This window comes from Paenibacillus sacheonensis (assembly GCF_009909195.1).
GTDB lineage: Bacteria > Bacillota > Bacilli > Paenibacillales > Paenibacillaceae > Paenibacillus_Z > Paenibacillus_Z sacheonensis.
Genome location: NZ_JAAAMU010000005.1, coordinates 13,809 through 39,935, shown reverse-complemented (window position 1 = coordinate 39,935; position 26,127 = coordinate 13,809). Strand labels below are relative to the sequence as shown.

The following is a 26,127-nucleotide window of genomic DNA, read 5'->3' as shown; positions in this document are numbered from 1 at the left end:
CCTCCGTGGTGGAGCCAGGCCTGATTAAAGCCGCACAAGCCGGCGATGGCGAAGCTCTTATTACTCTGTTGCGCCAAATCGAGAATCATGTATACCGTACCGCGTTTTATATTGTCAATAATGAGCAGGACGCGATGGATGCCGCGCAGGAAGCACTAATCCGTATCTATACCAAGATCGGTACTTACGAGGAGAAAGCGCAATTCAAGACGTGGGTGCAGCGGATCGTAACGAATATTTGTATAGACAAGTTCCGGCGGAATAAGCCGACCGTCTCGATCGACGAGCACGACATGGTGTTCAAGGATCAGCATTCGGTCGAGGAAGACGTCATGTCTGCCTATACCTCGCAGGATATTCGCAAAGCGATTGACAAGCTTCCCGAGCATCATCGGGCAGTCGTGGTACTGCGATACCTGCAGGACTTCTCGTACAATGAAATTGCAGATTCGCTGGATTTGCCGCTCAATACCGTAAAATCATACTTATTCCGGGCAAGGCAGCAATTGCAGACATACCTGCATGACTATCAGAGAGGAGGTGTCCGAGGATGAATTGTCAAGAGGTGATGGAGTATATGCAAAGACAGCTTGACGGCGACCTGGATGAACAGGAAACCGCAATCTTGATGAATCATACGCGGCATTGCTCCGATTGCGCAGCGATGTTCGAACGGCTGAAGCTGCTCTCTGCAGGGCTCGAAAGCTTGCCTAAAGTAACCCCGGGTTACAGCTTGGTAGATGCGATCCTTCCTAAACTGGCGGAGCTGCAGACCGCTTCCGAGCTGACTATTCCGCAGCCGCATATCGTAATCGCCGGAGAAGAAAAAGCTGCTCCGCGGCGGGCGAAACCGGCTGGAAACTGGCGGCGCTGGCTTCCGATCTCGGCAGCGGGCGGCGTCGTGGCTGCCGGCGTTATTCTGGGCATGTTCTTCTTAAACGGACAGGGCATGCATACGCTTCGGGATAGCGGCAATATGGCAGCCGACGCGGATACTGCCGCAACGGGCAGCAGCAATTCCGCCGCCGACATGTCGGACAACGCTTCGGACACGAGCCCGGCAAGCAATTCGGGCGAGAACAAGAAAGACAGCAGCTTTGTACGATCGCAAGGCACGAAGAACGACGCCGCTCAGAACAACAGCGTAGAGATGAGCAAGGAGCTGAACGTCGACCCGAACGGCGAACCGATGCCGCCGATTACGGGAGGGGAGCACGACCGCATAACGACAGATGAAAATTCGAACTCCCCGAACCAATCGTACGATACGGCCGATTCCGGCGACGCCGGAGATGCAGCCGCGCAGGACGGCGCGAGCGATCAAGCGCCTGCGGCAGGCGGCAATGCAAAGGGCGGCGGCACGACCGACGGCGCCGACAAGGCGGCCGGACAATCGGGCAATTCGGGTGCGGGCAGCGGAAATACGTTGAAGCAAGCCGAATCGCCTGTTCCCACGCTCATGGCTTCGCCGATATCACCGGATGAACAATTTCAGGCGTTTATCGTGGAAGACAAGGTCTTGGTCTACACGGTCAGCGACAGCGTGGCGGTATTCGAAGGCAAGAAGCGATCGGGAATCGCCGATCTGAAATGGTCCGACGACTCGAAGCTGCTTACCTACACGGCAGCGCAGGCCGATGGCTCCAAGATCACGTACGTCGTGGACCCGGCAGCGGGAACGGAGCAAGTACAATCTAGCAAATAATGCTTTTGCCCATGCACACAAGACGGGATATTCGCGTATGGTGTAGGGAAGAAGAAAGTCATGGGACGATCAAGAAAGCCTTGACGTCGTATGACCATTCGCAGCCGGTACCATGGGCCGATCGCTCGCGAATGTTTATATAGATGTTCGGGGACGAAGGGATACGGCGCGGGACGCCGCATCCCTTTGTTGCGTTTTGAGCGGAATGGCGCTATCGTTTAGAGACAATGCGCGTAAGGGGGAAGAGCGGGTGGAACTGAAAGATGCCGCGAAGGAATGGAAAGCCGGGCAGTTCAGGCCCGTTTATGTGTTATATGGCAAAGACCGTTATCGCATGAGGCAGTTCGTCGAAGCCCTGACGGACAAGCTCCTCCCGGAGGGCGAGCGGGAGCTCGGCATCGTGAAGTACGATACGTCGGAGACGCCGATCGAGGAAGCGGTGGCGGAAGCCGACACGATGCCGTTCTTTGCCTCGCGCAAGCTGGTGCTCGTTCGGGATGCATCCGTGCTTGCGGCCGCAGCGGGCAAGGAGAGCAAGCTTCAGCACAGCACGGATACGCTCATCGCCTACGTGAAACAGCCCTGCGAGAGCAGCGTGGTCGTCTTTCAAGTCATGGCGGAGAAGCTCGACGAGCGGCGCAAGGTCGTCAAGCTGCTGAAGGAGCAGGATGCGCTGATTGCGTTCCAGGAACTGCAGGAGCAGGATTTGCTGCAGTGGACCGTGAAGCGGGCGGAAGAGCAGGGACGGTCCATGGGGCGAGAGGCAGCGCAGCTCCTGCTGGTCCGTACGGGAACGAACATGCAGCAGCTTGCGCATGAAGTGGATAAGCTGTGTCTGCACGCCGGCAGCGGCGGGAGGATCACGAGCGAGGATGTCGAGACGCTGATCGCCTCGACGGTGGAGGAAGACGTCTTCGCGCTGATCGATGCCATGGCTTCGCTTAACGTGGAGAAGGCGCTCAAGTTGTATGCCGAGCTGCTGCTGCGCCGGGAAGAGCCGATCAAGATCGCCGCGCTCATCGCCAGGCAGTTCCGGATCATGCTGCAGGTGAAGGAGCTGGAGCAGCACAACTACTCCCAGCAGCAGATGGCCGGACAAATCGGTCTGCATCCTTACGCGGTCAAGCTGGCGGCCGAGAAGGCGAAGCGCTTCACGGCCCAAACGCTGGGCCGTCATCTGAGCAAACTGGCGGATCTTGATTACGGCATGAAGACCGGCCGCATCGACAAGACGCTGGGCTTGGAGCTGTTTCTGCTATCGCTCGCAGCTTGAGTCTGAGCGAAGGTTAGAGATGCCTGATTTATAAGTTGAAGTGTGCATTCCCCTCATTTAGCGGCTGGGATGACGCGACAAAGCGGCAGCAGCCAAGGACATAAGTCCAAGGCTGCTGTCGTCGTTGTATGCGGAAATAAAACCTACAGCGCGCCCGCATCTCTTGCCGTATAGAACGACGGATAGATCGGCCGATAGTGCAGTTCGTCTCTGATGCGCGTCGTATCCACGACCATGTCCCAGGCATTGAATTCTTGCTGCAGCGCTTCTGGCGCGCTGAAGCTGCGATGAAGCTGCAGCAGCTCGGCGACGGAGACCGGCGCGTCGTCGCCGACATTATAGATTCGGCCATCGATGCCCGGCGTTGAGGCCGCGAGCATCAGCGCCTGACCAACATCCGCGTGATGGGCCATGTGGAATCGCTTCGCCGGATGCCAATTGCGCAGGAACGGCAAGAATTCCGCGATATGCGGATCGCGTTCGCCATACACGAACGGAAGCCGGACGATGCGCAAGCCCAATCCGCTTTCGCGGTGCAACGTTAACAACGCGGTCTCGGCTTCCGCTTTGGATCGGGGATACGCGAAGGCCGGGTTCAATGCGTCGTCTTCGCGGTTCGGTCTCGAACGATTCGACGAGCCGTAAACGTTGTTCGTGCTCGCGAAAACGAATCTGGGAACGCCGGCCTGCAGCGCGGCGCGGGCTAAAGCGGCGGTTCCGTCGACGTTCGAGCTGCGCGTGGTGTTCTCGTCGACGCCGCGGAACTGCGCCGCTAGATGTATCACCGCGTCGCTGCCGCGGAGCGCGGAGGCATATAGATCCGGCTGCAGGAGATCGCCCTCCGTAAGCTCCGCTCCCTGCTGGCGCAGCTGATCCGCCTTTGCGGCATCCCTGACCAGCAGCGTCACGCGATGACCGCGCTGCAGCATGCGCGGAACGAACCGGCTTCCCACTTTCCCCGTTGCGCCTGTGATGAATACGTTCATGATTATTGCCTCCTCGATGGTATCGACGTTCTAGAGACACTATAATGGAACGAGCAGGAAGCTGCCTTCCTGCGGTTATCGTAGGATTGAAAGTGTCAGGATAAGGAGGGACTGATTTGGAACGCGTTTTCTCTGCGATGTCGTTGGGCGAATTTCTGCGTTCGCGCCGCGAGCGTCTTACGCCGGAAGAGGTGGGGCTGATCTCGCATGGACGGCGGCGGACACCGGGGCTGCGAAGAGAGGAAGTGGCGCAGCTCGCCCACATCGGATCATCGTGGTATACCGCCTTGGAGCAAGACAGGGACGTCCATCCGTCCGAAGAGGTGCTGGAAAGCTTGGCCGCGGCGCTGCGATTGAACGCAGACGAACGCCGCCATCTGCACCTTCTTGCAAAACCCGTCCATTACGAGAAGCGAGAAGAAGAGCTTATAAATACGGGGTTGAAGCGCATAATCATGTCGCTTGACCCGAATCCGGCATTCGCGATCGGGAGATGCTGGGATTTGCTGATATGGAATAAGGCAGCCGAAGTGGTCTTCCGCTTGCCGTCGTTCGCGGATTGCCCGCAGCCGGGACTCAATTGGATGCGGCATTTATTGTCGGGCGACGTGATCAGCGAGGACATCAAAGATTGGGAAGCGAAGATGCAGGTTTTGATTGCGCGTTTCCGCGCGGACTATGCGTACTATCCAGCGGATGAAGGGTTTAAACGGCTTATCGAGGAATTTATGGGAACCAGTCCGTTTTTCCGCGAATATTGGCCGCTTCATGACGTGAAGGCCGTCATGGACCATCGCAAACGCAGCTACGAACCGCGAATCGGAGAAATGGAGTTCGAGCACGTGACGCTGCAGGTGCCGGCCAATCCCGAACTGAAGCTCATGACTTTCGCGGCTTCGCCGGCAACGGCGGAGCGTTTGCGGCGTTTTTTGGGCATGCGGGATGAGGGATAGCGCTGCATGCCGGGAAGGCGGACAATAAAAAAGCCCTGCTCGATCGCCGGAGCGAAAGAGCAGGACCTTCGTTGGTTTGGTTTAGGCTTGAGCGCTGAGTGCGTTCAGCTTTTTAGCCAAGCGCGACTTTTTGCGGGCTGCAGCATTTTTATGGATCAGGCCTTTAGTTGCAGCTTTGTCCAGCTTTTTAGTAGCAGTGATCAGAGCAGCTTTCGCGGCTTCGACATCAGTAGCAACTACAGCTTGGTCAGCGGCTTTAACGGCCGTGCGAAGCGCGGATTTTTGAGAAGCGTTCAAAGCGCGGCGTTTCTCGATCGTCTTCACGCGTTTGACGGCGGATTTAATGTTCGGCATTGCATTCACCTCCTGTAAAAAGGGAAAACCCTTTGTAACAAACACAACTTGACACAGTGTATCATGGGCAAGGACAAAAAGCAATAGCGCTTACGGATTCAAATCCGCTCGAACCTCGCCGCTTACCGCATAATTCAAGACGCGCTTCGACAAACTAATGCCATTCGACGATGGAAGGAGCGCCCTTATTATATGAGTGACCTGGATCTGCAGCGGTTTAACGTTGGTATCGATTTGGCGCTGGAAGCGAAAGAGTTAGCGGAGTCCAATGGAAGCGGACCTATACCCGGCGTATTGTCGGACGTGACGGATGAAGACGGCATCAAGATTACGCGCCTCGACGTGACGACGGAAGAAGGCTCCCGGATCATGGGGAAAATGATCGGCCACTACGTGACGTTCGAGGTGCCCGAGCTGCGCAAGCAGGATACCGGTCTGCAAGACCGCGTCGCGACGAAGCTGGCGCAGGAGTTTGCCGCCTTCCTGGAACGGATCGGCATCGGGAAGAACGCGAACATTCTCATCGTCGGGCTGGGGAACTGGAACGTAACGCCGGATGCACTCGGTCCGATCGTGGTGGAGAATGCGCTCGTCACGCGCCATTTCTTCGAGCTGATGCCGAATGAAGTCGCGCCGGGATACCGGAACGTGAGCGCGATCGCCCCGGGCGTGCTTGGCATTACCGGCATCGAGTCAAGCGACATCGTGCAGGGCATCGTCGACCGGGCGAGACCGGACGTCATCATCGCCATCGACGCGCTCGCTTCCAAAGCGCTGGAGCGGGTCAATACGACGATACAGATCGCCGACACCGGCATTCATCCCGGCTCCGGAATCGGCAACAAGCGGCGCGGCTTGACGAAAGAGATCCTGGGCGTTCCCGTCATTGCGATCGGCGTCCCTACCGTGCTGTACGCTTCTACGATCGTAAGCAACAGCATCGATCTGCTTCGCGAGCATCTGAAGAAGCATGCAGGCGACAAGGAGGGATTCATGGGCCTCCTGGACGCCATCGACGAGAACGAGCGTCTGCAGCTCGTCCGCGAAGCGCTGGGACCGTTGGGCCATGACCTGCTCGTGACGCCGAAGGAGATCGATCAGTTTATCGAGGATATCGCCAATATCGTGGCAAGCGGATTGAACGCGGCGCTTCACGAAGCCGTCGACAAGAGCAATGTAGCCGCCTATACGCACTGACGGTCGTTTCCGCCGCCCCGCAAGCCCCTCGGCCTCCAAGGCCCGCGGGGCTTTTTTTGGCATGTTTGATCAAACGCACCGCCGGGGTGCTTGGCCGGTAACTCCCTTAAACCTCTCTTTCGCTATGAATGGTGCCCGTCGGTCATGGGCGTGCCTATGAATCTAGCAAGCTAGCAGATGCTCTAGCGTCTACTAAACTTTCGGTTCTAGCAAACGACTCGTCTTCATATGATGGAATCAGGCCTGGCTCAGGCGAACAAATCCATCATGAATGGGAACCGGGAGGAACACCGCTTATGAAACGAGTCATAATGACGCTCAACATCGGCAAAAGCAGCCTGAGGCTCAGGCAGCTGCTCGTCGCCGGCCGCACCTTTGCCCTGCTGTCATTAGGATCGATGGTCCTTGTCCTCGTCGTCGGAATCGGCATGATCGTGCAGCAGCGAGCTTCGACTTCGCCCGTGTCGTCCATGAAAGGCTTTGCCGCCTCGGTATCCAACGGCTTGTTCTCGGACATGCTCGCCATGGAACTTCCCGGAACGGCCAAGGCGGACGTCAAGCCTTCCATATCCGGCCATCAGATCGGCAGTTTTCTCGTTCGTCTGTTGACGGATATCAATCCCGACGATCCCAAGAGCCTGCTCGCCAGTCAGTACCCCGGACTGGAAGGAGATAAGACGACGCTGCTGCAGGGCGGGACGGGAACGGATGCCGCGGTCCAGCCCGAGGATCACGAATCCATACCGGGCAGCGGAGATGGCGCGGATGGCCCTGACGGTCTGTCGGATGCCGACCGGCCTGATCACGATCCCGGCGATACGGGCACGGTTGGCGAGGGCGATGATACAGATGCGCCCGATGACGGCCAAGGCGACACGGGGAATTCGGGAAATACAGGCACGAATGGCGATACGGGAAGCGCGGATCCGGATAAACCTGTCCCTTCCAACCCGGCCAAGCCGACGACGAACGGACGGAACGTCGTGTTCATCTACCATTCTCACGCAAGGGAGTCGTGGTTTCCGGAGATCAGCAACAAGAAAACGCCGGAATCCTCCACCAAGAACATTACGCTGGTCGGCAAGCGCCTGGCGGATCAGTTGGAGAAGCTCGGCATCGGGGCGGCGCACTCTTCGACGGATTACCCGACCGCGATTAAAAACTATAACTGGAACCTATCCTATAAATATTCGAAACAAACGGTGCTCTCGGCGCTAAAGGCCAACAAGGATTTGAAATTCTTCTTCGATATCCACCGGGACTCGCAGGGGCACAAAGAAACGACCGTGACGATCGACGGACAGGAATACGCGCAAATTTTCCTGATTATCGGCCATGCGAATCCCAACTGGGAGGAGAACGAAGCGTTCGCCAGCCAGATCCACGACGCGCTCGAGAAGAAATACCCGGGGCTTTCCAGGGGGATTTGGGCCAAAACGACGGCCAGCGGGAACGGGGAGTATAATCAATCGCTTGCGCCCGACAGCGTGCTGATCGAAGTCGGCGGCGTCGAGAGCACGCTGGCGGAATCGTATCGGACGATCGATGCGCTCGCGAAGGTCGTCTCGGACATTTACTGGAAAGACGAGAAAGTAACGGCGCCACTCAACCAAACGAAGAAGTAGGGCGGTTTCAATCGTGAAAAGGGGGAAACGGATATGCGGCGTCAGACATGGAAAAATGCATTCGTCGGCGGAACGGTCGCGCTTATTGTCTTGTTCGGCATCGATATCGCCACAAGCGGCATCGAACGTATCTATGGACCGGTAGACGGAGCAGGGGGCAATGGCGGCGCGGCAATCGCGACGCAGCCGGCCGCCGAGCGGCTGCCGGAGAACGAAGTCGCGCCCGTGCAGCAGCTGACGGTCTCGGATGCGCAGCATGGCCGCACGGAAGAGGAGATCCGACGCGAGTATGAGCGCAAACTGGAAGAGGAACTGGCCAAACGGCTGCCCGGACTGCCCGATATGCGCAGCCAATCGACCGTTAATCAAGTGGCGGACGGCACGGCGGGAGCGCTGCAATCGATCTCTTCGAAAGGAATCCGCCTCGTCGTCTCGTTTTTTGAGCGGGTCACGGATTGATGGTCTTGGCCCAAACTGGTATAATACAATGATGATTAGTAATTAGGTGCCTCTGGGGGTTAAGCATGACGGACGTACGTGAAAGACAAACGCGAATTAGAAACTTCTCCATCATTGCCCATATCGATCATGGGAAATCGACGCTGGCCGACCGGATTCTTGAGTTTACCGGCGCGCTGTCGTCCCGGGAAATGCAGGAGCAAGTGCTTGACCAAATGGACTTGGAACGCGAACGCGGCATTACCATAAAGCTGCAGGCCGTTCGGCTGGGCTATAAAGCCGACAACGGCGAGGAATATATTTTGAATCTGATCGATACGCCGGGACACGTCGACTTTACGTACGAGGTTTCGCGGAGTCTGGCGGCTTGCGAAGGCGCGCTGCTCGTCGTCGACGCGGCGCAGGGCATCGAGGCGCAGACGCTTGCGAACGTTTACTTGGCGCTGGACAACAATCTCGAGATTATTCCGGTATTGAACAAGATCGATCTTCCGAGCGCGGAGCCGGAGCGCGTGAAGCAGGAGATCGAGGACGTTATCGGGCTTGACGCCAGCGAGGCCGTGCACGCCTCCGCCAAAGCCGGCATCGGCATCAAGGAAATTCTGGAGCAGGTGGTCACGAAGGTGCCGGCGCCAACGGGCGATCCGGACGAGCCGCTCAAAGCGCTTATCTTCGACTCGCACTACGATCCGTACAAAGGGGTCATCGTGTACGTGCGGGTCATCGACGGCAGCATCAAAGCCGGCAAAAAGATCCGGTTCATGGCAACCGGCGCCGAGTTCGAGGTTATAGAGGTCGGCGCGTTCATGCCCCGCATGGGCATCGTCGGCGAGCTGGCTGTCGGTGACGTCGGCTTCGTCGTCGCCGGCATCAAGAACGTGAAGGACACCCGCGTCGGGGATACGATCACGGACGCGAAGAAGCCGGCGCTTGAGGCGCTTCCCGGCTACCGCAAGATCAACCCGATGGTATTCTGCGGCCTGTATCCCATCGAAACGCAGGATTACAACGATTTGCGCGATGCGCTGGAGAAGCTCGAGCTGAACGATGCCTCGCTTCGTTACGAAGCGGAATCCTCGACGGCGCTCGGCTTCGGCTACCGCTGCGGATTCCTCGGCCTCCTGCATATGGAGATCATTCAGGAGCGGATCGAACGGGAATTCAACATTCCGCTCATTACGACGGCTCCAAGCGTTATCTATCGCGTGACGCTGACCAACGGCGAAGTAATCGAGATCGACAATCCGTCCAACTATCCCGAAGTCGGTAAGATCGAGTATGTCGAAGAGCCGTTCGTTAAAGCGGCCATCATCGTGCCGAACGACTACGTCGGCGCCATCATGGAGCTTTGCCAGAACAAACGCGGCGAGTTCGTGAACATGGAATATTTGGATACGAACCGCGTCACGATCACGTACGACATGCCGTTGTCCGAGATCGTCTACGATTTCTTCGATCAATTGAAGTCCAGCACGAAGGGCTACGCTTCCTTCGATTACGAAGTGTCGGGATACCGTCAGTCGAAGCTGGTCAAGATGGACATCATGCTCAACAACGAGCAGGTCGACGCCTTGTCCGTCATCGTTCACCGCGACCGCGCCTACAACCGCGGACGGATCATTTGCGAGAAGCTCAAGGAATTGATTCCCCGCCAAATGTTCGAGGTTCCGATTCAGGCCTCCATCGGGCATAAGGTCATCGCGCGCGAAACGGTCAAAGCGATGCGCAAGAACGTTCTTGCCAAATGCTACGGCGGCGACATCAGCCGGAAGCGGAAGCTGCTTGACAAGCAGAAGGAAGGCAAGAAGCGTATGAAACAGGTCGGTAGCGTCGAGGTGCCGCAGGAAGCGTTCATGGCGGTGTTGAAGATCGACGAGGATTAAGCGTCGTTGAAGGGCTGGCCTGCGGCCGGTAAGGGATTACGCTCGCTGTTGTAGTCAGGAATTTATGAACAATTTTCTAAGGTGAATTTCTGACTACAAAGGCGATCACTTCGTTGCTTCATCTCCTTACCGGCCTTCGGCCCACCTCAACGCAGCCTTTTAAGGGAGCAAACGCGCTTCCTTTTTTTATTTCAGGAAGCAGCGATTATAAGAATTGTTACTGAATAATGATCCGCCGCGCGTGGGTCATTATAAGCAAGCTTGGAGGTAAACAAACATGTTAACCCACGCGCCCAGGGCGCTTTATATTCATATCCCTTTCTGCACGAACAAGTGTCACTATTGCGATTTCACTTCTTATGTCCTGAAGGGTCAGCCCGTCGATGCTTATCTGGACGCGCTCGAGCTGGAGATGGCCCGGACCGTGGAGGCTTTGCCTCCGGAGGAGATTCGCACCGTATTCGTCGGCGGCGGTACGCCGACCGTGCTGACGCCGCCGCAGATGGAACGGTTCCTGTCGTCCGTGAAGCGGTATTTCCCCATTCACCCGGATGCGGAGTTTACGATGGAAGCCAATCCGGGCACGACGGACCTGGAGAAACTGCAGGCGATGCAAGCGGGTGGCGTTAACCGGATCAGCATGGGCGTGCAGTCGTTCGATAACGGACTCCTGGAACGCATCGGCCGGATTCATAACGTCGACGACGTCTATCGCAGCATCGAGAACGCCAGGACGGCAGGCGTCCATAACCTGTCGATCGATCTGATGTTCGGGCTGCCCGGCCAGACGGTCGATCAGCTATCGGACAGCGTCGCCAAGGCGCTTGCGCTGGAACTGCCGCATTATTCGCTGTACGGGCTCAAGGTCGAGGAGAACACGCTTTTCCATGCGCTGTACGAGCGCAACGAGCTGCCGCTGCCTCCGGAAGAAGACGAGCTGGCGATGTACATGCTGCTGATCGACAGGCTGACCGGCGCGGGCTACGATCACTACGAGATCAGCAACTTTGCGAAACCGGGTTTCGAAAGCCGGCACAACATCACCTATTGGCGCAACGAGCCGTATTACGGTCTTGGCGCAGGAGCGCATGGATATGCACGCGGCGAGCGTCACGTCAACATCAAGGGCATCCAGCCGTTTCTCGATGCCGCGGCGGAGCGCCTTCCCCGTCTGGAGACGAACGCCGTCTCGGAAGAGGAAGCCATGGAGGAATTCATGATGGTGGGGCTCCGCATGCTGCGCGGCGTGCGAAACGGCGATTTTGCCGCTCAATTCCCGGGCCGCACGATCGAGGACGCGTTCGGCGAACCGCTGCGTCGCCTGTTGAAGCAAGGACTGCTCGAGACCGTTGAAGGACACGGCGGTGGCTATCGGCTGTCGAAGCAGGGAATTCCGCTGGGCAACGAAGTTTTTGGCGCATTCATAAGCTGAATAAAGAGGCAATAGCTCGCCGTTCGTTGCATAAAAATATTCTTGTGTAGAAATGCATGGTGTTGTATATTTATTCGTATTAAACATGGAAACCGATCGAATTCGAGAGGGTGGAGGCGAGCGCGATGAAGGCGAAGACGATGGAAGCGGTATGCAGAAGAGCGACCGAGAGCGATATCGAAGTTTTATCGGAATTAATTGCCGGTTATGCGGAGAAAGGAATTATGCTGCCGCGATCGCGCGAGACGCTGAAGCGCCAAATCGATACGTTCGTCGTCGCCGAGGTCGGACCCGAAGTCGTGGGCTGCGGTTCGCTGACCCGCCTGGGGGCCGATCTCGTGGAGATTCGCTCGCTCGGTATATCGGAAGGTTATAAAGGTCTCGGCATCGGCAGCAAGCTGGTGGACCAGCTTATCCACGAGGCGAAGGAACAGCATATTCCGAAGATTATGGCGTTGACCTACGAGGTGCGTTTCTTCGAGAAGAACGGTTTCGTCGTCGTCAACAAAGAGATTTTTCCCGAGAAGGTATGGACGGATTGCATCAATTGTCCGAAGCAGCATGCCTGCGATGAGATCGCGGTGCTAAAAATGCTGGATTAATATCGCATTTCTCCAACGGATCACGATCTTATTGGGCCATGGGCATCCAAGAGGACGTGGTCTTTTTTTTTATTCGAAAGCGGCGGTGCATGCTAACCGGACAGGTCACGGCTGATCAGACCCGTATTTCGAATGGAAAAACGCACAAAAATGCTGAATCGACTTGACAATCGTCGAGCCGTTTTGGTATTTTTGTAGTAATGATTAGCACTCAACGCTATCGAGTGCTAACGACGGTGAGAAGGAAGACGACGGGACGCCAAGGGCGGTCCGATCTTTACGAATATGGAGGGACTGCGATGTTAACTGATCGGCAGCGAATGATTTTGAATGTCATCATCGACGATTATATCCGCTCGGCGGAGCCTATTGGTTCACGCAGCATTTCGAAGCGCAGCGACGTCAGCTTTAGCCCGGCGACGATCCGCAACGAGATGGCTGATCTGGAAGAGCTTGGTTTCCTGGAGCAGCCCCATACTTCGGCAGGACGGATCCCTTCGATCAAGGGCTACCGTTATTACGTCGACCATCTCGTCAAGCTGGGCGAAGTGAACGAACAAGAGAAACAGCTGGTACGCTCGTACTTCACCGAGAAAATGAATCAAATGGAGCAAATCATTCAACACGCGGCCATGATTCTGTCGAACATGACGAATTATACGAGCATCGTGCTCGGGCCGGAGACGTTTACGACGTCGCTGAAGCATTTTCAACTGGTGCCGCTGAGCCAGGACACGGCCGTGGCGATCATCGTCACGAATACGGGCCATGTCGAGAACCGAACCATCTCCCTCCCGGAAGATATGACGATGGAGGAGATGCAGCAAGCGGTGAACATCTTGAATGCCAAATTGGTTGGCGTTCCGCTTGTTCGCCTTAAGTCGAAATTGCATTCGGAAGTCGGCCAAGAGCTTGGCCGTTACGCCGATCAGTTCGAGCGGCTGCTCGGCATCCTGGATCAAACGCTGGAGAGCGAGGGCGACCACCGCGTCTTTATGAGCGGTACGACGAACATGCTCACGCAGCCGGAATTCAAGGATGTCGACAAAGTAAAAACGCTTCTCGACCTGTTGGAAGAAACACCCACGATCATGCAGATGTTTAATGCGCTCCCAAGCGGTATTCAAGTGCGCATCGGAACAGAGAATACGCATGAAGCCATTAATACGTGCAGTCTCATTACGGCTACTTATTCCGTTGAAGGCAAATCGCTGGGAACGATCGGTATTCTTGGACCGACAAGGATGGATTATGGTAAAGTGATCGGCCTGCTGGATATTCTTTCGAAAGACATGGCTGTATTGCTCGGGCGCTGGTATAAGTGATTACGGCGGCCCAATCTAATCAGAGTTTGTCTGAATGCTGCGCTGCCTAATGTCAGCGCAAACCAATCAGAGTAGGAGGTGTCGATCGCGTGTCTGTGAATGAACAACATACGGATGAAGAACATAAGCAAGAGATGGACAGTATGGTCGAGGAACGGGAAACGACAGCCCAGGAGCCCGCACCCGAGGTTGATATAACCGAAGGCGCCGAGGAAGACGATCGCATCGCCGAGCTGATGAAGCTTGCCGATGAGAACCAGCAGCGTTATTTGCGCGCGCAAGCCGATTTCGATAACTTCCGCCGCCGCACGGCGAAAGAGCGCGAAGAGCTCGCGCAATACGCGTCGATGAAACTTCTCGGTCAGCTGCTGCCTGTTGTCGACAATTTCGGCCGTGCGATCGAAGCTGCCAAAGCCGGCGGCGACGGCGAGTCGTTCTCCAAAGGCGTGGATATGATTTTCCGTCAGTTGGAAGGCGTGCTGGATGCCGAGGGCTTGAAGCCGATGGATGTCGTCGGCCAACCGTTCAACCCTGAATTCCACCAAGCGATCATGCAAGTGGAATCCGACGAGTACGAAGAAGGCATCGTCGTGGAGGAAGTCCAGAAGGGCTTCATGCTGAAAGATAAAGTGCTGCGTCCCGCCATGGTTAAAGTGAGCGGTTAACGACCGGCTGCCTATAGGCCATTTCATAAATTTAAGGAGGATTTCTACTTATGAGTAAAGTAATCGGTATTGACCTTGGAACGACTAACTCTTGCGTAGCAGTAATGGAGGGCGGCGAAGCGGTCGTCATTCCGAATCCGGAAGGCAATCGTACAACCCCGTCCGTCGTCGGCTTCAAGAAAGACGGCGAGCGCATCGTCGGCGAATCCGCGAAGCGCCAAGCCATCACGAACCCCGACCGGACGATCAGCTCGATCAAACGCCACATGGGCACGAACCACAAAGAAGTCATTGACGGCAAAGACTTTTCGCCGCAGGAAATTTCGGCCATCATTTTGCAGAAGCTGAAATCCGATGCCGAAGCTTACTTGGGCCAAACGGTCACGCAAGCGGTTATCACGGTTCCTGCTTACTTCAACGACAGCCAGCGCCAAGCGACGAAGGATGCCGGCAAAATCGCGGGCCTCGAAGTGCTCCGTATCGTCAACGAGCCTACGGCTGCGGCACTGGCGTACGGTCTTGAGAAATCCGAAGACCAAACGATTCTCGTGTATGACCTTGGCGGCGGTACGTTCGACGTATCGATCCTCGAGCTGGGCGATGGCTTCTTCGAAGTTAAAGCAACGAGCGGCGACAACAAGCTCGGCGGCGACGACTTCGACCAAGTGATCATCGACTACCTCGTATCCGAGTTCAAGAAAGAACAAGGCGTAGACCTTTCCAAAGATAAAGCAGCCGTTCAACGTCTGAAGGACGCTGCCGAGAAAGCGAAGAAAGAACTGTCCGGCGTCCTGACGTCGACGATCTCCCTGCCGTTCATTACGATGGCAGACGGCGTACCGCAGCATTTGGAGCTGAGCCTGACGCGCGCCAAATTCGAAGAGCTGTCCGCAGGTCTCGTAGAACGCACGCTGGGCCCGACTCGTCAAGCGCTGAACGATTCCGGCATTGCCCCAAGCCAAATCGACAAGGTCGTACTGGTCGGCGGTTCCACGCGGATCCCTGCCGTGCAAGACGCGGTCAAGAAGCTGATCGGCAAAGAACCGCACAAAGGCGTTAACCCGGATGAAGTGGTTGCCCTCGGCGCAGCGGTTCAAGCGGGCGTATTGACGGGCGATGTCAAAGACGTCGTATTGCTCGACGTTACGCCATTGTCCCTCGGTATCGAAACGGCAGGCGGCGTATTCACCAAAATGATCGACCGCAACACGACGATTCCTACGAGCAAATCGCAGGTATACTCGACGTACGCGGACAATCAGCCAAGCGTTGAAATTCACGTTCTGCAAGGCGAGCGCCAAATGGCTGCCGGCAACAAAACGCTGGGCCGCTTCACGTTGGGCGACATTCCGCTGGCACCGCGCGGGGTACCGCAAATCGAAGTCACGTTCGATATCGACGCGAACGGGATCGTCAACGTCTCCGCTTTGGATAAAGGGACCGGCAAGAGCCAAAAAATCACGATTACGTCCTCCGGCGGCTTGTCGGATGAAGAAATCGATCGTATGATGAAAGATGCCGAGCTGAACGCGGAAGACGACCGCAAGCGCCGCGAGCTGGTCGAAGCGAAGAACAGCGCGGACCAACTGGTCTATTCCGTCGACAAGACGATCAAGGATCTTGGCGACAAAGTAGATGCCGGCGAAATCGCGAAAGCGAACGAAGCCAAAGAAAAAGTGACTGCGGCGCTCGCAACCGACGACGTGGAGCAGATCAACGCGGCGGCGCAGGAGCTGACGGAAATCATTCAACAGCTATCCGTGAAGCTGTATGAGCAGGCGCAAGCGGCGGGCGGCGCCGAAGGCGCAGGTCCTGAAGCCGGCGGTCCGCAAGGCGGCAAGGACAACGTTGTCGATGCCGACTATGAAGTCGTCGACGACAAGAAATAAGTCAAGCAACAAGCTAAGGCAGCTATAAGTTTGGTCAGGTAAGCTTCGCGTAAACGGTGTGCCGTCCTTTGTATGGGACGGCGCAGCCGTTTTTCGTATGATTACAGGTAAATTATCGGTTTTGATTATGATGACGCAATGCCATGGGATGAGACTCGTCCGGAAACGGGCGTCATGGACCGTTTCATCTCGTTCGAGAGAGAAACGTGCGGAAACAGGAGACGGGGTGACGGATTTTGGCTAATAAGCGGGATTATTACGAAGTGCTAGGCGTTGGGAAAAGCGCAGACGAGGATGAAATCAAGAAGGCATACCGGAAGCTGGCTCGCCAATACCATCCGGACGTCAACAAGGAAGCGGATGCGGAATCCAAATTCAAGGAAGTCAAGGAAGCCTATGACGTGCTCAGCGATGACGGCAAACGCTCGCAGTACGACCAGTACGGGCATGTTGACCCGAATCAAGGCTTCGGCGGCGGAGGCGGAGCGGACTTCAATGGCGGCTTCGGCGATATTTTCGATATGTTCTTCGGCGGCGGAGGCGGACGGCGGGATCCGAACGCGCCGCAGCGCGGCAATGACCTGCAATATACGATGACGATCGAATTCAAGGAAGCCGTGTTCGGCAAAGAAACCGAGATTACGATTCCTCGGACCGAAAACTGCGACACTTGCGTCGGCACGGGCGCCAAACCGGGCACGAAGCCGGAAACCTGCTCCGTTTGCCGCGGTACCGGACAACAGGAAGTCGTTCAAAATACGCCGTTCGGCCGTATGGTCAACCGCCGCGCATGCTCCAATTGCAGCGGGACCGGCAAAGTCATCAAAGAGAAATGCACGACCTGCCATGGCGCGGGCAAAGTAAAGCGGAACCGCAAAATCAACGTGAAAATTCCTGCCGGCGTAGACGAAGGCGCTCAAATCCGTCTGACCGGCGAAGGCGAGAGCGGTACGCGCGGAGGTCCGTCCGGCGATCTGTATATCGTCATCCGCGTCAAGCCGCATGACTTCTTCGAGCGGGAGAACGACGACATCTATTGCGAAGTGCCGCTTACTTTCGCGCAGGCAGCGCTTGGCGACGAGATCGAAATTCCGACGCTGAACGAGAAGGTAAAGCTCAAAATTCCCGCAGGCACCCAAACGGGTACGTATTTCCGCCTGAAGGGCAAAGGCGTACCGCGTCTGCGCGGCTATGGCCAAGGCGATCAGCACGTGAAGGTTACGGTCGTGACGCCGACCAACCTGAACGACGAACAGAAGGAGCTGCTGCGGCAGCTGGCCGGCGGCAACGGCGGCATGAGCGAAGTGCAACACGAGCATCACGAATCGATTTTCGATAAGATGAAAAAAGCGTTCCGCGGCGAATAAGCGGCGTCAAGATTCATCCTGCAGGGATAAGTTTCGGATCAATGGCCGATGCTAACCTTCGTGTTTACCTCATTCCAGACACGAAGGAGAATGACGATGAGCGAGAACCTGGAGAAACAAAATTTCGGTAACCTGCCGATCGGCAAAAACGAAGACGTGGAGTTTTCGGAGGAGCAGGCCGATAATGCGGATCTTATCGCGATGAAGCGCGCGGAAGAGGCGGACGCCAGAGCTCAGGCGGGCGCCTCGCAGCAAGCTCAGCGTCTGCTGTAGGAAGATTCCGGCCGTGATGACGATTCATGCGACGTTTCAGGACGGGGATCGTGCCAGGGAGGCGCAGCATAAGCTGCAATTTCTTCGCGTCGATCAAATCGATGAAGGGACGGATGGTTCCTCTTGGTCAGCCACGGTTGGCGAGGAACTGGTCGAGCGCGCGATTCGCCTCGTTCACCAAACCGGTGGAACGGTGGAGCTGTAGCGCGAGGTTAGCCTAAGAAGCCGGATTGTTCGGGCGAGCATGACTCGTCCGGATCGTCCGGCTTTTTTGCGTTTTCCCGATATTTACAAATGTTTAAATTCGCCCAAACAATAAAAATATAATTCTATGCTACGCTTCCCTATGGTAATTACTAGACTCATAGCAGTTAGTTTCAGGGGCTGTCAACCTACTCTAGGAGGAACAGAGGACCATATGAAGAAACAGACGAAGCATACAACTAAGAAGTGGCTGGCGGGCATGTCCGCGGCAGCGGTAACGCTGAGCATGTTCGCGGCGAGTCCGTTGAACCAGGAAACGGCGAATGCGGACCCGGTGGCCGATCCGCAGGCAGTCATCAAGCAGTTGGAGAACGAGGCTTGGCAAGCGCGCCTGTTCCAGCTCGACGACAAAATCCTCATCGGCAATTCGGTCGTGAACGTACCGGCAAGCGACAAGACGGAGGCCATCAAAGTAGGCGATCCAATGTACCTGGGCGGGTTCTCGGGACTGACGCACGTGGAGGGCGACCCGGCGAACGTGTTCTATACGCATACGGACCGCGGCCCGAACGGCGACATCGACGCGAAGGCCTGCGAAGGCTGCAAAACGTTCGCGGTGCCGACGTTCTCGCCGCAGATCGTGAAGGTCAGCCTGGAGAACGGCAGCATCAAGGTGCTGGACAGGATTCCGTTGAAGCTGCCGAACGGCGCGATCGATCCGATTACGGGCACGTCGAACATCAGCGGCGTGTCGAACTTCCCGGACGCCAAGAAAACGAACGACCATCTGGTCGGCAACGGCGTGGCGGACGAAGTGCCGGTCGGTTCGATCGAATATAACGAAGACGGAACGGTAAAGCCGGGCTTTACCGTGCTGCCGAACGATCCGTACGCGCTTGATTTGGAGAGCATCACGTACGACAGGAGCACGGATACGTTCTGGATGAGCGAAGAGTATCGTCCGAGCATCGTGCAGGTGAAGCGCGACGGAACGATCCTGCAGCGCATCGTGCCTGCGGGCCTGAAGCAGAAATTCATCGACGCGAACGCGACGGCGGTGCCGATCAACGAATCGCTGCCGGCCGTATGGAGCACGCGCATGCCGAACCGTGGCATCGAGGGCTCGTCCTTGACGCCGGACGGCAAATACCTGTTCGCGGCGATCCAATCGCCGATGATCAATCCGATTACGGCAAACGGCAAAGTGAACGCGGCTTCACGCGCGGTACGCATCATCAAGCTGGACGTCACGCAAGCGGTGCCGACGGCAGTCGCGGAATACGTCTACGTGATGGACGACGTAGCGAACGTGAGCAATTATATCTCCGATATGATCGCGGTGGACGAGAACCACCTCATCATCGACGAGCGCGACGCGAACTACGAGTTCAAGAAAATCTTCACCGCGGACCTGACGAACGCGACGGATTTCCTTGGCAAGCTGGATAACGTCGGGGTGGTAGGCGAAGCGGCAGGCAGCACGCTCGAGAGCGCGGTCGTGAAAGGCGCGGTCGTTGACGAACACGGGCAGTATACCGTGACGCCGGTTGGCGGAGCAGTCGTATCGGTTATGCCGATCGTCAAGGCGCTCAAGCTGGATACCAAACAATTCGATTACCCGAACTCGAAGCTCGAAGGCATCTACATGCCGAACGACCACTCGATCCTGATCGCGAACGACAACGATTTCGGCGTGCTGGATCCGGACAAGATCCAAATGTGGATGTACACGCTGAGCGTGCCGGCCGAGAGCGCCTCGACTGTCGCAAGCGCCGGTGGAACAGTTAGCATCAATACCCAGAATGCGACCGGCTCGACGAAAGACGTGCAGTACACGGTCAACCTGCAGGAATCCGCGATGCTGGGTACCCTGCTGATGAAATTGCCAACGGGCTTGACAGTATCGGCTTCGGATACAGTCGCCTTCGGCGGCGCGACGGCGCGCACGGTTCGCGCTTCCGAAATAAAGGAGAACGGCGCATACCTCTTGCTGGACGGGTTGACGCTTCAGAACGGAGGTAGCGTTACCGTAACGTTGAAGGGAAAAGCCGCATCCATCGACGCCGCGGTCCTGCCCGACGTGCAGGTCGACTCCGACGGACCGGAGAACGGCAAATCGCTAAGCCAAACGTTCGCGCTGTATTCCGGTTCCACGGGTCCTTACTATCCGCCGGTAACAACGCCGGATAAGCCGGACAAGCCGGACAAGCCGGCTTCCATGATCGACGCTGATCAAACAGGCGCAGTTGACGCCGATCGATTGGCGGCTTCGCTGGCTGCTTTTAACGAAATCACGATCAGCCTGGCGGCCGATACGGCCTTGCTGCCTGCAGCAGGTCTGACGGCAGCTATTCAAGCCGGCAAATCGATCCATTTCGTTTCGCCGAACGGCGAATATGAATTGCCGCTCGCCGTGCTGGACGCGGCGCAGTTGGCCAAGACCCTTGGCGTTAACCCGGACGAACTCACGATCAAGGTCACGATTGCGGAAGCAAGTGCGGACATCGTTCGCGCGGCGGCGGATCTTCAAGGGGTTTCCTTGGCCTCGAAGCCGGTAGAATTCAACGTTCAAGCGTTCGGCAAAGACGGCAAAACGATCGATGTGCCTTTCGGTCAGGCGTACGTTACCCGTACCATCGTGTTGAGCGGATCGATTGACCCTGCCCATGCGACCGGCGTCATGTACGATCCGGAGACGAAGACGCTGAAATTCGTGCCGACGGTATTCCAAACGGTCGCCGGACAGACGACGGCCGACATCATGCGCAACGGCAACAGTGTTTATGCCGTCGTTACGAATAACAAGTCGTTCGCGGATACCGCTTCTTACTGGGGCAAAGACGACATTGCGCTGCTGGCCGACAAGCTGGTCATCGACGGAACGTCGGACGGCAAATTCGAGCCGAATCGCAATGTATCGCGCGCGGAGTTCGCGGCCATGGCCGTTCGCGCGCTTGGCTTGGCAGCATCGCCGAGCGCGACAGACTTCTCGGATGTGGCGGATGCCGCATGGTATGCGAAAGAAGTCGGCGCAGCGGTTAACGCCGGTATCATTACGGGCTATAACGACGGCACGTTCCGTCCGAACGCTCAAATCTCGCGGGAAGAGATCGCAGTCATTCTCGTTCGCGCGTTGAACTACGCGAACGTTCATCTCGCGGTGCCGGCGAATGATCAAGGAGCCATTATCGGCGCGTTCAAAGACGCGGCCAAAGTCGGCTGGTCCAAGCCGGAGATCGCGGCTGCGGTTCAAGCCGGTCTGATGAAAGGCTACGCCGACGGAACCGTCCTGCCGCAAGGCAAGGCGACTCGCGGCGAGGCCGCAGCCATGATCAAGCGCATGCTCGCAAAGGCGCACTTTATAAACGAGTAATCCTATCGTTCACAGACTCATGCACCTTCTTTATAATCCAAACAGCTCGTTCCCGCTAAGGGAGCGGGCTGTTTGCATGGTTGGGGGAGCGAGCGATTTTGTGCGGATGCGGCTTCTAGTGTAGAATAGACGTCATAGGTTTACATATGAAAACGAGTGCAGGTTAACTAATAGGGGGACATAGAACGTGAAATGGCATGAAATAACGATTAAATCTACGGAAGAAGCAATCGAAATGATTTCGAACTTCCTGCATGAAATGGACGCGGACGGCGTATCCATTGAAGAATCCGGTACGCTGAACAAACCGCGCGACACGTCGCTCGGCCAATGGTACGAACATCCGCTGAACGATATTCCGGAGGGACAGGCCGTCATTAAAGGGTATTTCTCCGAGCTGGATTCCGATGTCGACGCTCTCGTCGCAGCGCTTCCGCCTCGCATCGACGAGCTTCGCGACTTCGACATCGATCCGGGCGACTATACGATCACGACCGCGCTGGTCGACGAAGAAGATTGGGCAAATGCGTGGAAGCAATATTTCAAGCCGATCCGCGTATCGGAACGACTGACCATCAAGCCGACTTGGGAAGATTACGCGCCTTCTCCCGGCGAGCGCATCATCGAGCTGGATCCGGGCATGGCTTTCGGAACGGGCACGCACCCGACGACCGCGCTTTGCCTGCGCACGCTGGAATCGGTCATCAAGGGCGACGAGGAAGTCATCGACGTCGGCACGGGCTCGGGTATCCTGGCCATCGGCGCGATGCTGCTCGGCGCCCGCCGCGTGCTTGCGCTTGATCTGGATCCAATCGCGGTAACCTCGGCGGCGGAGAACAGCCGGCTGAACAATCTTCAGGATGATATCCAAGTGCATCTGAGCGATTTGCTCGGCGTACTGAACAGCCGGGAGGACGGCGAGGCAGCCGTTCCGCTGAACGTTACCGTTCCGGTCGATGTCGTCGTAGCCAATATTCTCGCGGAGATTATTTTGCTGTTTATCGATGATGTATACGCGGCGCTGAAGCCGGGCGGTACGTACATCGCTTCCGGTATTTTCAAGAATAAAGAAGAAGCGGTCGAGCAGGGCCTTGAGGCAGCGGGCTTCAAAATCGTGGACCGCCAGCGCGACCAGGATTGGATCGCGTTCGTGGCGAAGAAACCGGAATAGGCTGCGTCCCGCTCGCAAAACTAGGCGTCCGAAGCGAGTTTTGTGCTTGCAAGGAAGTCAACTCAAGTAGACTCTCACAAAATAGGCGTATGCTTCCGAAGCGAGTTTGTGCTTGCGAGGAAGTCAACACAGGTAGACTCGCACAAAACTAGGCGTATGCTTCCGAAGCGAGTTTTGTGCTCGCAAAGAAGCATCCCCAGTAGACTCGCACAAAACTAGGCGTATGCTTCCGAAGCGAGTTTTGTGCTCACAAAGAAGCATCCCCAGTAGACTCGCACAAAACTAGGCGTATGCTTCCGAAGCGAGTTTTGTGCTCACAAAGAAGCATCCCCAGTAGACTCGCACAAAACTTTTAGGAGGTTGAAGCGTGTCGGATCTTTTATGGTATCCGGTTAAGGATATCCCGTTTATCTTCTTGGTCATCATGCTGGCGTTTACGGTGCACGAGTTCGCGCACGCGTACGCGGCATACAAGTTCGGAGACCGCACGGCATACGACGCCGGCCGGGTGACGCTTAATCCGCGCATGCACCTGGATGTGCTCGGCATGGTGCTTATCTTGATTGCGGGCTTCGGATGGGCAAGGCCTGTTCCCGTGAATCGGGGGAACTTCAAGCATCCCCGGCTGATGGGCATCGTCGTGTCGGCGGTCGGACCGATCAGCAACTTGATCTTGGCTGCCGTCGGCGTATTGGCGGTCCATGAATTGAATCAGACCGGGCTGTTGGACGCGGGCTCGATCGGCGCTCACCGGGCAATCGTACATTTCTTGTATTATCTGATTACGATCAACATCATGCTTTTCATCTTCAATCTTATACCGGTTCCGCCGCTTGACGGTTATCGCATCATTCAAGATCTCGTGCCGACGAACGTACGGATTCGTATGGATCAGAACGCGCATTGGGGTATTTTCGTCTTCCTATTGATCGTGTTTATTCCTTCGCTTCGTGCAGAGACGCTGGATCCGCTGTTCGCGTATTCCGGCGATATTATATCGTGGCTCATTAACACCTGCGAATTGGTGTTCGACAGGGTCGACTGGGCTAAATTTTCTTACGATGCCTCGCGGTAACCCTTGACATCCCGCTGGAAAATGTTTAAGACGGCTGGCGGAGCGAGGGCAAAACGTGTATGATGTAGGTTGGAGTTTTCACGTAGACCGAGAGCAGTTCGGCCTGCGATTTGACGGGAAAGGTAATGCCAGCCATGCAGCGATATTTTGTAACGCCAGAGCAGATCGACGGAAGCCGGATCGTGCTTGCCGGAGACGACGCTCATCATATAACGCGCGTCATGCGCATGGAAACGGACGACGTCATCATGGTGAGCGACGGGGTTTCCCGCGTGGCGGAGGCGAAGATCGTTTCGCTCGCGCCGGGCAAGGTGGAAGCGGAAGCGGCCGAATGGCTTCCGGTCAGCGGCGAGCCGGTTTGGTCGGTGACGGTCGCGCAGAGCCTGCCGAAGGGCGATAAGATGGAACTGGTCATCCAGAAGGGCACCGAGATCGGGGCTGCGGCATTCGTGCCGTTCGAGTCCCAGCGGATGATCGTCCAATACGATGGAAAGAAAGAAGCCAAGCGGCTCGAACGCTGGGGGAAAATCGCCAAGGAAGCCGCCGAGCAGGCGCATCGGAGCCGAATTCCGGCCATCCATGCCGTCGAGTCTTGGAAAGGTTTGCTGGCCCTGATTCCTGCGTTCGATTTGACGTTGTTTTGCTATGAGAAGGAAAGCGGAGGCCGGGGCTTGAGAGAAGCGGTCGCCGATCGAAGCGCCAGTTGGGGCGACGAAGCGAGGCGCATCGCGCTCATCGTCGGTCCGGAAGGCGGCTTCACCGAACGTGAAGCCGAAGAAGCAGAGAAGGCCGGCGCGGTTATCGTCGGTCTCGGCAAGCGAATCTTGCGCACGGAAACCGCTGCGATGGTTGGGCTCGCCTGCCTCATGTATGAATCCGGAGAAATGGGAGGCGTTTAACGACATGCCGTCGGTTGCTTTTTACACATTGGGCTGCAAAGTGAACTTCTACGATACGGAAGCGGTCTGGCAGCTGTTCAAGAACGAAGGTTACGAACAGGTTGATTTCGAGACGACGACTGCGGACGTCTATTTGATTAATACGTGCACGGTGACGAACACGGGGGATAAGAAAAGCAGGCAGATCATCCGCCGCGCCATCCGCCGTAATCCTGACGCGATCATCGCGGTAACGGGCTGCTACGCGCAGACGTCGCCGGCCGAGATCCTCGCGATCGAAGGCGTCGATCTCGTCATCGGCACCCAGGATCGGGACAAACTGATGGGGTACATCGCGGATTTGCAGAACGATCGCAAGCCCGTGAATGCCGTCCGTAACATCATGAAGACGCGCGAGTTCGAAGAGCTCGACGTGCCGGATTTCGCGGAGCGCACGCGTGCTTTCCTCAAGATCCAGGAAGGCTGCAACAATTTCTGTACGTTCTGCATCATTCCATGGTCGCGCGGACTGTCCCGCAGCCGCGATCCGCAGAGCGTGCTCGACCAAGCGCGCCAGCTTGTTGCCGCCGGTTACAAGGAAATCGTCCTGACAGGTATTCATACGGGCGGATACGGCGACGATATGGAGAACTACCGCTTGACGGATCTGATCTGGGACCTTGACGCCATCGAAGGCTTGGAGCGCATTCGGATCAGCTCGATCGAAGCGAGCCAGATCGACGACAAGATGATCGAGGTGCTGAACAAGTCGAGCAAAATGTGCAGGCATCTGCATATCCCGCTCCAAGCGGGCGACAACGACGTCTTGAAGCGGATGCGCCGCAAATATACGGTGGAGCAGTTCGCGGAGAAAATCCGCAGGCTGCACGAAGCGATGCCCGGCGTCGCGATCACCACGGATGTCATCGTCGGGTTCCCCGGCGAAACCGAAGAGATGTACAGGAACGGCTTTCAGTTCATGGAAGAGCTCGGCTTCGCCGAGATGCATGTCTTCCCGTACTCCAAACGGACGGGAACGCCTGCCGCGCGCATGGAAGAACAGGTTGACGAGGAAGTGAAGAACGAACGCGTTCATCAACTGATCGACTTGTCCGAGCGGATGCAGCTGAAGTACGCCGAGAAATACGTCGGCCAGGTGCTGGACGTCATTCCGGAGCGCGCGCTTCAGGGACCTTCCGGCGAAAGCCGCGTGATGGGCTACTCCGACAACTACATTCAAGTGGTGTTCGAGGGTTCCGAATCGCTGCTCGGGGAGCTGTGCCGCGTGAAAGTCACGCAGGCCGGCGTCAACGAATGCTATGGCCAGCTGGTTCGCGTCGTGGATGAGCATACGTCCGCGGCCCTGCGTCCCGAAGGCGCGGCGCGCGCCGAGGATGCGAAGCGCAAGCCGCTGCCGCAGGCCATGCAGGCCTAACGG

The 26,127-nt window shown here is 56.7% G+C and carries 23 protein-coding genes; 21 read left to right on the top strand and 2 right to left on the bottom strand.

The genetic code is table 11. The features are described 5' to 3' along the window. Positions 1-5: 5 nt before the first annotated feature. The 3 genes from GT003_RS10765 to holA all read left to right on the top strand — a co-directional run bounded on the left by GT003_RS10765 (position 6) and on the right by holA (position 2,978). On the top strand, positions 6-554 hold the full coding sequence (locus GT003_RS10765; protein WP_161697399.1) for a sigma-70 family RNA polymerase sigma factor: 549 nt from the start codon (positions 6-8) through the stop codon (positions 552-554). Further along, positions 551-1,705 carry an anti-sigma factor family protein gene (locus tag GT003_RS10760; RefSeq protein WP_161697397.1) on the top strand — a complete coding sequence of 385 codons (1,155 nt, stop codon included), beginning with the start codon at positions 551-553 and terminating at the stop codon, positions 1,703-1,705. Before GT003_RS10765 ends, GT003_RS10760 begins: the two co-directional genes overlap by 4 nt. Positions 1,706-1,955: 250 nt before the next feature. After that, entirely contained in the window at positions 1,956-2,978 is a 1,023-nt protein-coding gene (gene holA, locus GT003_RS10755) for a DNA polymerase III subunit delta (RefSeq protein WP_161697395.1), read from the top strand. 143 nt (positions 2,979-3,121) lie between these two features. Here the strand turns inward: holA and GT003_RS10750 are convergent, their stop codons facing one another. After that, positions 3,122-3,964, bottom strand: coding sequence for an NAD-dependent epimerase/dehydratase family protein (locus GT003_RS10750; RefSeq protein WP_161697393.1), 843 nt, complete (start codon positions 3,962-3,964; stop codon positions 3,122-3,124). A gap of 116 nt (positions 3,965-4,080) precedes the next feature. Between GT003_RS10750 and GT003_RS10745 the strand changes: the two genes are divergently transcribed. After that, the gene (locus GT003_RS10745; RefSeq protein WP_161697391.1) at positions 4,081-4,917 is read left to right on the top strand and encodes a helix-turn-helix transcriptional regulator; all 837 of its coding nucleotides are present in this window, start codon (positions 4,081-4,083) and stop codon (positions 4,915-4,917) included. A gap of 81 nt (positions 4,918-4,998) precedes the next feature. On the opposite strand, the gene rpsT is transcribed toward GT003_RS10745, so the two are convergent. Continuing rightward, positions 4,999-5,271, bottom strand: coding sequence for a 30S ribosomal protein S20 (rpsT, locus tag GT003_RS10740; protein ID WP_161697389.1), 273 nt, complete (start codon positions 5,269-5,271; stop codon positions 4,999-5,001). A gap of 192 nt (positions 5,272-5,463) precedes the next feature. On the opposite strand from rpsT, the gene gpr reads away from it, so the two are divergent. The 17 genes from gpr (at position 5,464) to mtaB (ending at position 26,124) form a co-directional block, all read left to right on the top strand. Beyond that, positions 5,464-6,468: a GPR endopeptidase gene (gpr, locus tag GT003_RS10735; protein ID WP_161697387.1), complete on the top strand. Its 1,005-nt coding sequence runs from the start codon at positions 5,464-5,466 to the stop codon at positions 6,466-6,468. Between the two features lie 296 nt (positions 6,469-6,764). Beyond that, positions 6,765-8,093 (top strand): stage II sporulation protein P, encoded by a 1,329-nt coding sequence (gene spoIIP / locus GT003_RS10730; protein ID WP_161697385.1) that lies wholly within the window; start codon positions 6,765-6,767, stop codon positions 8,091-8,093. Positions 8,094-8,126: 33 nt separating this feature from the next. Then, entirely contained in the window at positions 8,127-8,552 is a 426-nt protein-coding gene (locus GT003_RS10725) for a hypothetical protein (RefSeq protein ID WP_161697383.1), read from the top strand. A gap of 65 nt (positions 8,553-8,617) precedes the next feature. Beyond that, positions 8,618-10,435 carry a translation elongation factor 4 gene (gene lepA / locus GT003_RS10720; RefSeq protein WP_161697381.1) on the top strand — a complete coding sequence of 606 codons (1,818 nt, stop codon included), beginning with the start codon at positions 8,618-8,620 and terminating at the stop codon, positions 10,433-10,435. 277 nt (positions 10,436-10,712) lie between these two features. Further along, positions 10,713-11,867 carry a radical SAM family heme chaperone HemW gene (gene hemW / locus GT003_RS10715; protein WP_161697379.1) on the top strand — a complete coding sequence of 385 codons (1,155 nt, stop codon included), beginning with the start codon at positions 10,713-10,715 and terminating at the stop codon, positions 11,865-11,867. Positions 11,868-11,992: 125 nt separating this feature from the next. Beyond that, positions 11,993-12,469 carry an N-acetyltransferase gene (locus GT003_RS10710; RefSeq protein ID WP_161697377.1) on the top strand — a complete coding sequence of 159 codons (477 nt, stop codon included), beginning with the start codon at positions 11,993-11,995 and terminating at the stop codon, positions 12,467-12,469. 299 nt (positions 12,470-12,768) lie between these two features. Beyond that, positions 12,769-13,794 carry a heat-inducible transcriptional repressor HrcA gene (gene hrcA, locus GT003_RS10705; RefSeq protein ID WP_161697375.1) on the top strand — a complete coding sequence of 342 codons (1,026 nt, stop codon included), beginning with the start codon at positions 12,769-12,771 and terminating at the stop codon, positions 13,792-13,794. A gap of 95 nt (positions 13,795-13,889) precedes the next feature. After that, positions 13,890-14,459 (top strand): nucleotide exchange factor GrpE, encoded by a 570-nt coding sequence (gene grpE, locus GT003_RS10700; protein WP_420831448.1) that lies wholly within the window; start codon positions 13,890-13,892, stop codon positions 14,457-14,459. A gap of 50 nt (positions 14,460-14,509) precedes the next feature. Further along, positions 14,510-16,348, top strand: a complete 1,839-nt coding sequence (gene dnaK / locus GT003_RS10695; protein ID WP_161697373.1) for a molecular chaperone DnaK — start codon at positions 14,510-14,512, stop codon at positions 16,346-16,348. Positions 16,349-16,584: 236 nt separating this feature from the next. After that, complete coding sequence (gene dnaJ / locus GT003_RS10690) at positions 16,585-17,715, top strand: molecular chaperone DnaJ (protein ID WP_161697371.1); 1,131 nt, start codon at positions 16,585-16,587, stop codon at positions 17,713-17,715. A 96-nt stretch (positions 17,716-17,811) separates the two neighbouring features. Beyond that, positions 17,812-17,988 (top strand): YfhD family protein, encoded by a 177-nt coding sequence (locus tag GT003_RS10685; protein WP_161697369.1) that lies wholly within the window; start codon positions 17,812-17,814, stop codon positions 17,986-17,988. A gap of 13 nt (positions 17,989-18,001) precedes the next feature. Further along, complete coding sequence (locus tag GT003_RS10680; RefSeq protein WP_161697367.1) at positions 18,002-18,193, top strand: hypothetical protein; 192 nt, start codon at positions 18,002-18,004, stop codon at positions 18,191-18,193. 213 nt (positions 18,194-18,406) lie between these two features. Next, complete coding sequence (locus tag GT003_RS10675; RefSeq protein WP_161697365.1) at positions 18,407-21,565, top strand: S-layer homology domain-containing protein; 3,159 nt, start codon at positions 18,407-18,409, stop codon at positions 21,563-21,565. Between the two features lie 187 nt (positions 21,566-21,752). After that, on the top strand, positions 21,753-22,736 hold the full coding sequence (gene prmA / locus GT003_RS10670; protein WP_161697363.1) for a 50S ribosomal protein L11 methyltransferase: 984 nt from the start codon (positions 21,753-21,755) through the stop codon (positions 22,734-22,736). A gap of 367 nt (positions 22,737-23,103) precedes the next feature. Next, positions 23,104-23,811 (top strand): site-2 protease family protein, encoded by a 708-nt coding sequence (locus GT003_RS10665; protein ID WP_338045922.1) that lies wholly within the window; start codon positions 23,104-23,106, stop codon positions 23,809-23,811. Positions 23,812-23,945: 134 nt separating this feature from the next. Next, positions 23,946-24,710: an RsmE family RNA methyltransferase gene (locus GT003_RS10660; protein ID WP_161697361.1), complete on the top strand. Its 765-nt coding sequence runs from the start codon at positions 23,946-23,948 to the stop codon at positions 24,708-24,710. Between the two features lie 4 nt (positions 24,711-24,714). Continuing rightward, positions 24,715-26,124, top strand: coding sequence for a tRNA (N(6)-L-threonylcarbamoyladenosine(37)-C(2))-methylthiotransferase MtaB (gene mtaB, locus GT003_RS10655; protein ID WP_161697359.1), 1,410 nt, complete (start codon positions 24,715-24,717; stop codon positions 26,122-26,124). Positions 26,125-26,127: the final 3 nt, after the last annotated feature.